At 56.1% G+C, this 13026-nt stretch carries 12 protein-coding genes; 4 read left to right on the forward strand and 8 right to left on the reverse strand.

The genetic code is table 11. The features are described from left to right. Window positions 1-395 precede the first annotated feature (395 nt). The 4 genes from pssA to FZF01_RS13375 all read right to left on the reverse strand — a co-directional run bounded on the left by pssA (window position 396) and on the right by FZF01_RS13375 (window position 4638). Window positions 396-1229 (reverse strand): CDP-diacylglycerol--serine O-phosphatidyltransferase, encoded by an 834-nt coding sequence (gene pssA / locus FZF01_RS13360; protein ID WP_150278704.1) that lies wholly within the window; start codon window positions 1227-1229, stop codon window positions 396-398. 129 nt (window positions 1230-1358) lie between these two features. Beyond that, the gene (gene ilvC / locus FZF01_RS13365) at window positions 1359-2375 is read right to left on the reverse strand and encodes a ketol-acid reductoisomerase (RefSeq protein WP_150278705.1); all 1017 of its coding nucleotides are present in this window, start codon (window positions 2373-2375) and stop codon (window positions 1359-1361) included. Window positions 2376-2422: 47 nt separating this feature from the next. Further along, complete coding sequence (gene ilvN / locus FZF01_RS13370; protein ID WP_150278842.1) at window positions 2423-2914, reverse strand: acetolactate synthase small subunit; 492 nt, start codon at window positions 2912-2914, stop codon at window positions 2423-2425. Then, the gene (locus tag FZF01_RS13375) at window positions 2914-4638 is read right to left on the reverse strand and encodes an acetolactate synthase 3 large subunit (protein ID WP_150278706.1); all 1725 of its coding nucleotides are present in this window, start codon (window positions 4636-4638) and stop codon (window positions 2914-2916) included. Before FZF01_RS13375 ends, ilvN begins: the two co-directional genes overlap by 1 nt. A 426-nt stretch (window positions 4639-5064) precedes the next feature. Between FZF01_RS13375 and FZF01_RS13380 the strand changes: the two genes are divergently transcribed. Then, window positions 5065-5496 carry a DUF4124 domain-containing protein gene (locus tag FZF01_RS13380; protein ID WP_188434470.1) on the forward strand — a complete coding sequence of 144 codons (432 nt, stop codon included), beginning with the start codon at window positions 5065-5067 and terminating at the stop codon, window positions 5494-5496. Between the two features lie 34 nt (window positions 5497-5530). Here FZF01_RS13380 and FZF01_RS13385 read toward each other — a convergent pair whose 3' ends face one another. Genes FZF01_RS13385 through mrcB form a run of 3 tightly spaced genes read right to left on the reverse strand, consistent with a single transcriptional unit; the run spans window position 5531 to window position 8829 of the window. Next, a complete protein-coding gene (locus FZF01_RS13385) occupies window positions 5531-5863 on the reverse strand; it encodes a YqcC family protein (protein ID WP_150278710.1) in 333 nt (110 codons plus the stop codon). Beyond that, window positions 5860-6483 carry a tetratricopeptide repeat protein gene (locus FZF01_RS13390; RefSeq protein ID WP_444542568.1) on the reverse strand — a complete coding sequence of 208 codons (624 nt, stop codon included), beginning with the start codon at window positions 6481-6483 and terminating at the stop codon, window positions 5860-5862. The genes FZF01_RS13385 and FZF01_RS13390 overlap by 4 nt, the downstream gene beginning before the upstream one ends. Window positions 6484-6507: 24 nt before the next feature. Further along, a complete protein-coding gene (mrcB, locus tag FZF01_RS13395) occupies window positions 6508-8829 on the reverse strand; it encodes a penicillin-binding protein 1B (RefSeq protein WP_150278712.1) in 2322 nt (773 codons plus the stop codon). A 123-nt stretch (window positions 8830-8952) separates the two neighbouring features. On the opposite strand from mrcB, the gene FZF01_RS13400 reads away from it, so the two are divergent. From FZF01_RS13400 to FZF01_RS13410, 3 genes are all read left to right on the forward strand, one after another. Continuing rightward, the gene (locus FZF01_RS13400) at window positions 8953-10500 is read left to right on the forward strand and encodes a bifunctional aminoglycoside phosphotransferase/ATP-binding protein (RefSeq protein WP_150278713.1); all 1548 of its coding nucleotides are present in this window, start codon (window positions 8953-8955) and stop codon (window positions 10498-10500) included. 209 nt (window positions 10501-10709) lie between these two features. After that, window positions 10710-10976 (forward strand): TfoX/Sxy family protein, encoded by a 267-nt coding sequence (locus FZF01_RS13405; protein WP_150278843.1) that lies wholly within the window; start codon window positions 10710-10712, stop codon window positions 10974-10976. Window positions 10977-11170: 194 nt separating this feature from the next. Continuing rightward, window positions 11171-11965: a cyclic nucleotide-binding domain-containing protein gene (locus FZF01_RS13410; protein ID WP_150278714.1), complete on the forward strand. Its 795-nt coding sequence runs from the start codon at window positions 11171-11173 to the stop codon at window positions 11963-11965. Window positions 11966-12158: 193 nt separating this feature from the next. On the opposite strand, the gene FZF01_RS13415 is transcribed toward FZF01_RS13410, so the two are convergent. Next, window positions 12159-13022 (reverse strand): ChaN family lipoprotein, encoded by an 864-nt coding sequence (locus FZF01_RS13415; RefSeq protein WP_150278716.1) that lies wholly within the window; start codon window positions 13020-13022, stop codon window positions 12159-12161. Window positions 13023-13026: the final 4 nt, after the last annotated feature.

Raw genomic sequence — 13026 nt, forward strand, 5'->3', positions numbered from 1 at the left:
GCTTAACCAAGGTGGCGTATATTACGCTAACCTTCTAATCTGTCAAGCATTTTTGTGAGAAGTTGTTCATCACGTTTATGCTTGCTGGTCCCGAGATCAAAACCCTTTCTCGTGACCGGGAGGCGAATTCTACAGGAGTTTTAAGCCCCGTCAACCGCTTCCTTGAAACTTTTCAGATCTCTCTGACTTACCCGAATCAGCGATCGTGCTGCTGGCCCGGTGAGCGGCGTATTCTACCGCCTCAATCCACCCTGTCAACCCCTAAATTATCGCTAACTTATTGATTGTAAAGCGCTTTATGCAAAGCGCCCTGACTGGGCAGACGCGCATTATAGGGGATAGAAAATAACCGTCAACTGATTTCTGACGGTTATTTCATGCCGGGCGGTAAACCCCTATGCCTCGGAAGCAGGCTTCTGCTTCTGACGCCAGCGCCACAAGGCCTGGGCCGGACCGGACAAGCTGTAAGCGATGAAGATGAACCAGAGTATCCGCGACGGATCGGTTGAAATGATTGCGAACACCAGCACCACCAGGAGAATGACGAAGAACGGCACTCGGCCTTTCAAATCAAAATCCTTGAAACTGTAGTAACGGACATTGCTGACCATCATCAGACCCGCCAACGCGGTAAGCAAACCCACCAGAAAGCTGATATCGCCGCCATCAATACCGAAATCGCTGAGAGCCCAGACCATGCCGGCTACAAAGCCAGCACCTGACGGACTGGCCAGCCCCGTAAAGAATCGCTTGTCTTCATCACCTACGTGAGTATTGAAGCGCGCTAGACGCAACGCCGCTCCGGCGACGTAAATGAAAGCAAATATCCAGCCTACCTTACCCAGATCGCTTAGCGACCAGCTAAAGACAACCAGCGCCGGAGCAACACCGAAGGCGACCATATCGGAAAGTGAATCGAACTCCGCTCCAAAGGCACTCTGCGTATTGGTCATTCGGGCTACCCTGCCGTCCAGTCCGTCCAGCACCATCGCCACAAAGATCGCAATTGAGGCGTTGGCGAAATTGCCATCCATTGCACTGACAATAGCGTAGAACCCAGAAAACAGCGCCGCGGTGGTAAATAGGTTGGGCAGCAGGTAAATCCCCCGGTGCCTGACTTTCTCGCCGCCCGGACCTGGAACTTCCTCGATATGCTCATCAATGGGCAACATGTTATGTGCCGCTTGCATGTCGTCGTCGGTGGAATGCTGCTCTTGCTTGTCCGTCATGTATTTACCCTGAAAACGTTATCGTGAACACAGTGTGGCAACTGATCACGTGGTTTGCCAGTTATGGAGAGGGCAGGCACAAAAAACGCGGCCGTGGCCGCGTTCTTCGTCTGCTGCATCAAGGATGCATCAGTTCTTGCTCTTGTCCACGATCTTGTTCGCGGAGATCCAGGGCATCATGCCACGGAGCTTCTCGCCAACCTGCTCGATCGGATGCGCTGCGTTGATGCGACGGGCAGCAGTCATCGAAGGATAGTTGTGCGCACCTTCGGCGATGAACATCTTGGCATACTCGCCGCTCTGAATACGCTTGAGTGCATTGCGCATGGCTTCACGGGACTCGGCATTGATGACTTCCGGGCCTGTGACGTACTCACCGTACTCGGCATTGTTGGAGATCGAGTAGTTCATGTTGGCGATACCGCCTTCATACATGAGATCAACGATCAGCTTCAGCTCGTGCAAGCACTCGAAGTAAGCCATTTCGGGCTCGTAACCGGCTTCAACCAGCGTCTCGAAACCAGCCTTGACCAGCTCGACTGCGCCGCCACAGAGAACTGCCTGCTCGCCGAAGAGATCAGTTTCAGTTTCGTCTTTGAAAGTGGTTTCGATAATACCGGTACGACCACCACCTACACCTGAGGCGTAAGACAGGGCCAGATTCTTGGCGTTGCCGGAGGCATCCTGGAATACTGCGACCAGATCAGGAATACCACCACCCTTGGTGAACTCGGTGCGAACGGTGTGACCTGGCGCTTTCGGCGCGATCATGATCACGTCCAGATCCTTGCGCGGCACGATCTGGTTGTAGTGGATCGCGAAGCCATGGGCAAATGCCAGGGTGGCACCCTGCTTCAGGTTCGGTTCAATCTCGTCACGGTACAGCTGGGACTGAAACTCGTCCGGAGTAAGAATCATGACAACATCGGCAGCCGCAACAGCTGATGGCACATCGCTGACTTTCAGACCATGGGCTTCGGCCTTGGCGACCGAAGATGAACCTGGACGCAGACCAACGGTCACGTCGACACCGGAATCATTGAGGTTGCAGGCGTGGGCGTGGCCCTGTGAACCGTAACCGATGATGGCTACTTTTTTGCCCTGGATGATGCTCAGATCACAATCTTTATCGTAATAAACGTGCATGAAATTCCCCTGTTTCTAGGCAGACCCTATCCGGACCTGCTGTGTGATTAGATACTCAAGACCTTTTCGCCACGGGCGATACCCGAGACGCCGGTGCGTACCACTTCGATGACGGTGGTTGGCCCAATCGCTTCGATAAAGCTGTCCAGCTTATCGGTGGTGCCCGCCAGCTGCACGGTGTACACGCTGCTGGTCACATCGACAATCTGTCCACGGAAGATATCGGTCGTGCGTTTGACCTCCGCGCGCTGTGCACCAGTCGCTTTTATCTTCACAAGCATGAGCTCGCGTTCGATATGCGCCCCTTCGGACAGATTCACCAGCTTGACCACCTCGATCAACTTGTTGAGGTTCTTGGTGATCTGCTCGATCACCTCGTCGTGCCCAACCGTGGTAAGGGTAAGGCGCGACAAAGTCGGATCTTCAGTCGGCGCTACGGTCAGCGTCTCGATGTTGTAATTCCGCTGAGAGAACAGGCCCACTACGCGGGACAAGGCGCCTGGCTCGTTTTCGAGCAGAACGGATATTATATGTCTCATCATGTGCGCTCCGTCTTGCTCAGCCACATATCGCGCATCGAGCCATCCTTGATATGCATAGGATATACGTGCTCGGAGTCGTCAACCCGGATATCCATGAACACCAGACGCTTGGTGTTGGCAAAAGCCTCTTCCATTGCCGGCTTCAGGTCCTCAGGCTTCTCCACACGCATACCAACATGTCCATAGGACTCGGCCAGCTTGATGAAGTCCGGTAGTGACTCCATGTAGGAATGCGAATGGCGGCTACCATACTGCATATCCTGCCACTGGCGAACCATGCCAAGAGCCTGGTTGTTCAGGGTAATGATCTTTACCGGCAAGTCGTATTGCAGACAGGTCGACAGCTCCTGGATATTCATCTGGATACTGCCTTCACCGGTCACACAGGCAACCTGCGCATCGGGATAATGCAGCTTGATACCCATTGCCGCAGGCAAGCCGAAGCCCATGGTGCCCAGACCGCCCGAGTTGATCCAGCGATTGGGTTTGTCGAAGGGATAATACTGCGCAGCGAACATCTGATGCTGCCCCACGTCGGAGGTAACATAAGCATCACCCCGGGTGACATCCCAAAGGGTTTCGATAACGGATTGCGGCTTGATTATCGAGCCGTCGCCCTCGTCATAGGGGAACATCCGGCCTTCGCCACGCCATTCCCGAATCTGTTTCCACCAACTGGCCAGCGACTCCTTGGCCGGACGCAGGTTGTGCTCCTTGACCATGGCGACCATCTCGGTCAAAACGCTGTCTACCGGGCCGACTATAGGCACATCCGCGCGAATGGTTTTGGAGATGGACGCAGGGTCGATATCCACGTGCACGATCTTGGCATTTGGGCAGAACTTGCTTGCACCGTTGATAACCCGATCGTCAAACCGCGCACCAACGCAGAGAATCAAATCACTGTGATGCATGCTGACGTTTGCGGTGTAGCTGCCATGCATACCCAGCCAGCCGATAAATTGCGGGTCGGTACCCGGATAAGCACCCAACCCCATCAGCGTATTGGTAACCGGCACACCCAGTTCACGGGCCAGCTCAGTCAGTTGCGCCGCTGCGCCACCAAGGATGACGCCACCACCAGAATAGATAATCGGCCGCCGGGCCTCGACCATCAGATCCAGAGCCTTGCGGATCTGGCCGGAATGACCACGTACCGCCGGATTATACGAGCGCAGCTTCACCTTTTTCGGGTAGCTGTACTCGAACTTCTCGGCGGGATTGGTCATGTCCTTGGGAATATCCACAACCACAGGACCAGGTCGACCGGTTTGTGCGATGTAGAAAGCTTTCTTGATCACCTCCGGAATTTCCCGCGGATCCTTGATCATGAAACTATGCTTAACGATGGGACGAGAGATACCGACCATGTCGGTCTCCTGGAAAGCATCAGTGCCGACCATATCGCTAGCAACCTGACCGGACAGGATCACCATGGGAATGGAATCCATGTACGCCGTCGCAATACCGGTAATGGTATTGGTTGCACCAGGGCCTGATGTCACCAGCACAACGCCGGCCTTGCCGGACGCACGCGCGTAACCGTCGGCCATATGCGCGGCTGCCTGTTCGTGGCGCACCAGAATATGTTCGACTTCGTCCTGACGGAAAATCGCATCATAGACGTGTAACAGGGCACCACCGGGATACCCGTAAATATACTTAACACCCTCGTCACGCAATGAGCGGACGACCATCTCAGCGCCGGATAAAAGCTCCACTTTAGAATCACCTCTAGCTCGTCACCCGTCTGGGACGGGCAACAGGGTACCTGTTTACTGCTCGGCAGAGCATTGACAACGGTGGTTGCCATGCATCAGCTTGACTACGTGCAATGGAGGCAGACCCTGTTGGTGCCGGGTCTGACTCACCCAGCGCGAGGTAGCGCGTGCGGGTGCCAGGCCAGGAGCTGGCGGATTTCGCCACCTGGTTTGAGCAACAAAGCAGCCTGATTCGGTAACCTGTTGGGCACCAATACCAGCCTGCTCATGTGAACCACGAATTGTTTACACTCAGGCGCCACAAGTCAAGCCAAGTTGGACGAAAGCATGATATCCGACACGGCCTGGACAGAGACCTCTGGTCAATCATTCGGGGTCGGTTATATTAGGCGAGCCAGAAGCCCTCAACACACGGATGGACAGGATATGCACAAGACGCTAATCGCACTCACTTTCGGCCTGCTGAGCAGCGTCGTTGCTGCCGAACAAATGTATCGCTGGATTGATGACCAGGGCGTACCACAATTCGGGCAGCAGCCACCCGAAGGCAAAGCCTATCAACGGATGGACATCAGCTCACCGCCCCCACCCGGCGGCACATTGCGCGCACCGGCGCCGCTACCGAAAAGCGCTGACAGTGAGGCGCAAGCGGAGGAAGACCCTAGCACCACTGATGAGGCGCTGGCTGCCAAACGCGCCGAGCAGTGCGCCAAGATCCGCCGCAATCTGCAGACCATGGAGCGAAACCCTCGTCTGAGTAAGACAACTGATGATGGTGAAACCGTTCGAATAGGGGAAGAAGAGCGCCAGGAAATGATGGAACAGGCTCGCTCAGACCTGGAAGAGTTCTGCAATTGATAATACTGACACTCCGAGCCATCTATCACTCAGATCACTCCAGGTTGCCTGCCAACTGATCGATGCGTGCGAGAAGTGCCAATAAATCGGCCTGCCTGCGCCCCAGGTGCCGGAACGCTTGCTCGCCCATCGGCGTTACCTGGCAGCCACCGGGTAACGCAAGCCCCTGATCGGCAAGCAATCGCAATCGGGGTATGAACACCCATTGCAGCCACTGCTCGAAAGCCATGGTATCCACGCAAAAAGGCTGGGTACTGGCCAGCTGGATTCGGGAAGGCGCCTGCAGCGACCACAAATCCAGACTATACAGCTCACGTTCCAGCTCTTTCAGAGCCAGACATATTTCCGACCAGACAGCTTCTCTCACAACGCTACGCGTGCCCGCTGGCGAGCTTCGGCCGCACCCGCCCCGTTACCCTGCTGCTCACGCGCTTTGGCAATCAACTCCCACAACCCGGCTTGCAATGCGGGACGGCCGGAAGCGTAACTGAGTCCACGCTGGGCCACCTGTTCGGCCTGAGGAGCATCACCCTGCGCCAACCGCACCTGCGCAAGACGATAGAACACCTGAGGCTCGCGCGGTGCGATACGCATGGCACGTTCGAGACTGGAAGAAGCACCACCCAGATCACCTCGTCCTTCCTGGTCACGAGCAGCGGTCAACAATGCCAGCACCGGGCCGTCAAGTTGCTCGTCCTGCTGTAATGCCGAGCCCGTCGAAGGACTCTGAACACTCCCCTGGCCCTGCGTCTGAATATCGACCGGATACGACTGAATGGCCTGCGACCCCCCGGCCTCATCCGGCACCATGACAACGACACCACTGTCTGCGGGCCGCTCAACCTGCTGTGGAGGCGGCATCCCGGGCGAGTAGGTAATGTCTTCGCTGGATACCGGTCGACCGGAGTCGACCACCGGAACCGTACCTCCGGTACCAGCGCACCCCACCAATATTGTCGCGATGGCCAGCAGGCCGGGAAGTCTCATCTGCATTACTGTTTCCTCATTGTTTTACTGCAACCAGCCACGAATAGTGTCCATCAAGCGGTTGGCTCCGTCCTTCAATCCTTCCTCACTCAGTATCGGGTTGCAACCCGGGCCGGGTAACGGCTGATAGCCTGCCTTGAACGGCATCTGCACGCTGCCTTCACAACTCGGATCACTGCCCATTCCCGTCTCGCTATCTACCCAGGCCATGACCACACCCTGTACCGGGGCACTGCTGAGTCCCCTGGGATTGGCCTGGGCCATAAAGCCGCTCCAGACCTGCAAAGCACCGGACGCCCCGGTCAAGCCGGTATTACTGTTATCGTCTCTTCCAATCCAGCTGACCGCCAGCAGGTCGTCCGAGAAACCGGCGAACCAGCTATCACGCAGATCATTGGTGGTACCCGTCTTGCCAGCCAACCGGATGTTGCGATCAATCTGGTTATAGGCTGATCTGCCGGTACCTTCTGTCATGACCCGGGTCATTGCCTGCTGCAAGAGGTAGATACTGGCAGCATCAAAACGCTGTTCTACCTCGAAGGGATAACGCCGCAGCGGATCCCCCTCCGTCGTCAGTACGTTGCGAATGGCCCGCAATGGCGTATTGAACCCGCCACTAGCCAGCGTCTGGTACATGTCTGTTACCTGCATCGGCGTCATCGACCCGGATCCAAGCAGCATGGATGGAAATGCCGGCCAGTCATGCTGAACGCCCATTCGCCTGATGGTATCCAGCACCTCGGCAACACCTACATCAACGCCCAGGCGCACTGCCGCCTGGTTATAGGAGTGGCTAAGCGCTTCATGCAAGGGTACCCATCCATGGGACTTGCGATCGTAATTCTGAGGCGACCATGTCTGACCAGGTTCGGCCTGCAGGGAAATGGGTGCGTCCTCGACCAGCGTGGTCAGCGCGTACTCCTGAGGCCGCTCTAGCGCGGTCAGATAGATCGCCGGCTTGACCAATGAACCGATGGGACGTGAAGCGTCCAGCGCTCGGTTGAACCCCTGGAAGCGTGGATCAGTACCCCCCACCAGCGCCAGCACCTCGCCGCCCTGGGCACTTGTGACCACCATTGCCGACTCAAGCGGACTGGCCGCATCAGCAGGCGTCAAACGTTTAACTGTCGCCTGGACCGCCTGCTCGGCTTTCTTCTGTAATAACGGATCGAAGCTGGTAAAAATACGCAGGCCTTCGCTGGTCAGATCCTCGTCGCGGTAGTCCTCCCGCAGCTGGCGCTTGACCAGATCCATGAAAGCGGGATAACTGGTATCTGCCATGCTGCCGCGCACAGAGATGTCCAGGGGCTTGGCGATTGCCTCGCTGGCCTGCTCTGCGCTTATCATTCCCTGCTCGGCCAGCATTCCGATCACCAGATCACGGCGGGCCTTAGCGCGCTCTGGATGGCGACGCGGGTTGAACATTGACGGGCCTTTGACCATACCCACCAGCAATGCCACCTGGTGCAATTGCAGCTCGTGCAGGGGTTGAGCAAAATAGTACTGGCTACCCAAACCGAAGCCATGCACCGCTCGGCGCCCATCCTGGCCAAGAAAAACCTCATTCAGATAGGCCTCGAGAATGTCTTCCTTGGAGTAATGCGCTTCAAGCAAGACCGCCATGATCGCTTCGGTACCCTTGCGGATCAGACTGCGATCACTCGTAAGATAAAAATTCTTCACCAATTGCTGGGTCAGAGTGCTACCACCCTGCACCACACCGCCAGCCCGGACGTTGGCATACATTGCCCGGGCAATACCTCTTGGAGAGACACCGAAGTGCTGGAAGTAATCACGATCTTCCACAGCCACCAATGCTTCAACGAGAAAAGGCGGTGTCTGCTCGAGACGAATGAGAATCCGGTCTTCGTTATGAGCCGGGTAGATGCCACCTATCAACAAGGGCTCTAGGCGGCCCATTACCAGCCCCCCGTTACCGGCCAGACTCGTCACCTGACCGCCCTGAAACTGCAACTTCAGCAATTGTGCAGGCTCAGTCCCCTCGAAAAACTGGAAGCCGCGAGTGTAGACATTGACGCTGTTGCCATTGACTGAAATCTGACCAGGCTGCCTGGCAGCCGTGGCCCTGCGATAGCCCAATGCACCCAGCTCAGTAAGAAAATCGTCGCGACTCAGCTTCTGACCGGCAAACAGCTCCAGCGGCCGAGCAAATACCTTGGCAGGAACAGCCCAACGTTTACCCGTAAACTTCTCCTGTACCACCGCGTCCAGGTAAATGGTCAGGCCCGCGAGCAGCACCAGGCCCACCAGCACGAGTTTGATGAACAGCCCGGACCAGCCATGCCAAAGCCCTTTCTTTTTGCTGCTAGCGCGTTTTTTAGCCATAACCCTCTGCACTTAAGTAAACAGCGTCATCGACCTGTATCGATAATCGCATCTGTTTGCGGTTGGCCAGAGCCCGACCAACCCGCATAATGACCTTTTTGCCTTTCAAAGCAAGGATACACCGTGAGCCAGACACTGCTGAAAGCCCTGCAGAACCCCGACCTCTTCGACCACCCGGTTACCAGTTTCACATTGATGGAAACGCATATTTCCTGGGTCTTGCTGACTGGTGACTATGTTTACAAGATAAAGAAACCAGTCAATTTCGGTTTCCTGGATTATTCCACACTCGACCGTCGCCAGCATTTCTGCCATGAAGAAGTACGCCTCAACCGCCGGCTTGCACCTGAACTCTATCTCGACGTGATCAGCGTTCATGGCAGTGAAAACAAGCCCAACCTGCATGGCGAAGGCCCTGTTGTCGAATACATGGTCAAGACCCGGCAGTTCCGCCAACAAGACCTGCTCGGCAACATGCAGCGGGCCGGTCAGCTCGAAGCACGACACATCGACAGCCTGGCTCAAAAGCTGGCTGGCTTTCACCAACACATCGAGCGCGCGCCCCTGGAAACACCATGGGGCGAACCGGACAACCTGCATGCTCCGGTGGCAGAAAACTTTACCGACATTCGCGGCCTGATTTCCGAACCAGCTGACCTTGAACAACTCGAACAGCTGGAGCAATGGGCGCATAGTACCTTCCAGCGCCTGACTCCCAAATTCTCCCAACGCAAAGCTGAAGGCTTTATACGCGAATGTCATGGTGACATCTATCTCGACAACGTCACCCTGATAGACGGAGAGGTAACCCTGTTTGACGGAATAGAATTCAACGATGCGTTCCGCTGGATTGATGTCATGAGCGATGTCGCTTTCATGGCCATGGATCTGGAAGACAGGGGCCTTAACAACCTTGCCCAACGGTTCGTCAATGGCTATCTGGAGCACACTGGCGATTACGCCGGCCTGGCACTGCTCGACTACTACAAGGCCTATCGGGCAATGGTTCGCGCCAAGGTGGCCCTGTTACGCCTGACTCAGCCAGATGTCAGCGAAGTGGAACGCAAGGAAGTGCTCGCCCGTTACCACAGCTATGCTGACCTGGCTGAGCGTTACACCCACGTACCACAGCGGTTCGGCATCCTTACCCAGGGCGTGGCTGGCTCAGGTAAAAGCACCATAGCCCTGCACTTGGTACAACAGCTGGGGGCCATTCGTCTGCGCTCGGATACAGAACGTAAAAGACTGTTCGGCACCCGAGGCAGCGGTAACCTGGATGCAGGGTTGTATTCAACCGATGCCAGCGAGAAGACTTACGCCAGGCTGGCAAATCTGGCCACTCAGGTCCTGGCTGCGGGATACCCTGTGGTTATTGATGCGGCCAACCTCAAGCAGTCCCAGCGCGACGCGCTGCGTCTCGCCATCGAGGATCAGGGTGTACCCTGTCTGATATTGCAGTGCACGGCCGCCCTGGAAGTCCTCGAGGAACGCATCAGCAAACGGCAAAGCGAGGCGACCGACCCCTCCGACGCGGACATCAGAGTCGCACGGCACCAGCTCGAACACATGGAAGAGCTGACAGAGGACGAAAAGCTATGCAGCATGAGCGTTGCCACTGATGTGGAAGACAGTCTGGAGCAACTGGTAAACCAGCTACGCGAGCGGTTCTAGTTGTTCCAGCGACGTGGCTGTACCTATCAGCCACGTCGCACTACACTCCTTGCTGGGAACCAATAAAAAGAAGCCCAGACCATGCATACAGAAAAAGTCCAAGGCCGCGACGAAAACGTCCGTGCCTGCATTACCCCGCCAAGGTGTTTTCGAGCATCTTCCAGATACCATGAGTACCCTGCCCACCAGGCGCAAGGGGGCAGATCATGATCGATGATGAGCTCCTGGCCATGCGCAATCTCGGCAAGACCTCCGCCCAATGGCTGCACGCCACAGGCATCCACGATCGCGACGAACTCGATCGCCGGGGCCCCGTCGGGGCCTATTGCGCCGTGCGTGAAAGAGGCTTTCGGGCATCCAAGTCATTGATGTTCGCCATAGCCGGCGCGCTGCAAGGCGTGCACTGGAATGACCTGGACCCGGAATACAAAGAGCAATTGCTCGAGCAGCTGAAACAACGCCAGGCAAATCATTGATTCGGCGTAAATTGCGCTGGAGCCAAGGGTGCGGCACGCTGAATAGTTGAAGCTGATCACGCTCACGACAATTTATATTGGCAGTAGCAGAACCCACTGCAGTATCTTAATGCCAACGGCCAAGATTTCCCGAGCTCGTGCGACTTTCAGCTGCAGGTCTTGCCGAAAACAGGAAAACAAAAAGGAATTCGCACATGTATCTCATCGGTGACCAACCCCCCTACGCAGAAAAACTCATCAATGCGCTGCAGCTCATACCCGAGCAGCTGCTGGATGGGCTGTCACCGTGCGGGGAGCCCATATCCCTTGATGCAGTAAACGATCTGTACGAACACGTAGGCAATAATCGCATCTATCTGCTTCAATCCGGCCTGCTACATGCGGTTATCGAAGACAAACCCCTGTTCTACATTCAGGAGGGCGACCTGATCGGGTTACGTCAGGGCCTCAATACCGCCCCCTGCACCTACCGCAGCGACGAACCATTGATACTGGTCCCCTACGATCGCGAACTGTTGTTCAAGCACATTCATGGCAACAGCCAACGACAGGAACAGTTCACCCAGTATATCCTCGGCCAGGCGGCCCTGATGTCTGACGCGCTTGCCTACAGCCGCCCCCCTGAGGTACGCCCGGTAACCGGTTTTCAGCATTTCCCGGCCGGCGCCGAACTCATTCGTCAGGGCGACGATGCGGATCATGTATTCATTATTACCGAAGGTCACGCCGAGGCCTTTGTGCAGGGTATAAAGGTAGGTGACGTGCAGAAGGACGAAATTTTTGGCGCGATGGCCCTGTTTACCCGCGAGAAGCGTTCGGCGACCGTAATCGCCAGCGCTCCGACAACGGTAATGATGATCCCCAAGGAACAGTTTCTCGCTCTGATGCAAAGCAATCCGCGAATTGCCCATAGCCTGATCGAAAGCATGGCTCGCAGAATAGATCTGATGAACAAGGAACTCACCCAGTACAAACAGGCTACCCGCTAATTACTGCACAACGCTTGACATGCGAATGAGAATCTATATTATTAGCAACAAGTCGTCGCGAGATGACTTGTTGATAGCAGCTTGCTCCAAGCCGTTATCTCCTCATCAGGCTAATCACGGATTAGGCCCGCTCAATGAGCGGGCCATTTTTTTGGCTGATTAACTGATCAACAGAACAGTGCGATCGCCAGCTCTACTCCCATTGCGCACAGTAATCGGTTTCCGGTAGCGCCGCCGTCAACCAGATAAAATCTGCCTGCGTCCTGTCCGGTAACGGAGCTCCGGCTTCCACCAGGATCACGACCAATGGCACCGCAGGCCCATCTGCCGGCCAATACAGGGGCACGCCGAGGTCCTTGCGCACGTGATAACTACCTGCCAGCAGCAATGCAGGCGTCGGTGCTTCCAGCAACTGCTGCGCCATTCGCTGATCACGACCCTGTTGGATAGCCAGCATCGCGGGCAACTGGTCTTCGGGCATCTTTCCGCAATGGGCGGTAGCGATGGTTTCATTGAGTAGCTGTAGCGCCTCGGTGCTGTAAACGTCAGTCTCTAACGCAGGTTCCTGGTAGATTGCGCGCATCTCCTCTTTGGTAAGATTTGCTCCCAACAGACGCTCCGGGTTAGCCAGGCCCCACTTGACCAGCGGGCCGTATAAATTCCAGTCCCAACCGGGACTCCAGTCCAGTTTATCGTGCAGGACTGTATCGTCATTGTCGGCCCTGCCCTGCAATTCGTCTGCCGCCGCCTGCTGCGAGGGGTCGATCATTTCCATCAGCAGGGCGCCCTGGGAACGATTGCTGTGCAATTTCTGCAGGAGCCACAACTGCAAACGGTGGTGATCGGGATTGTCGTGTTTCTCTCCAACCAGCACATGGGGAGCGGAAGCCAGGCTCTCGACCAACATGGCCGGAGTCAGCCAGATACCGTTCGCTGTATCCAGCACCTGACCCAGGTGCGGGTCATTCAGCCCTTCCGGACTGACCCAGTCAGGCAACTGCTGTGCCTGCACCGCGAAACTGCAAACGCATAACCACACCAGGAGCAAACGGCGCATCGCG

Source organism: Halopseudomonas salina (assembly GCF_008641105.1).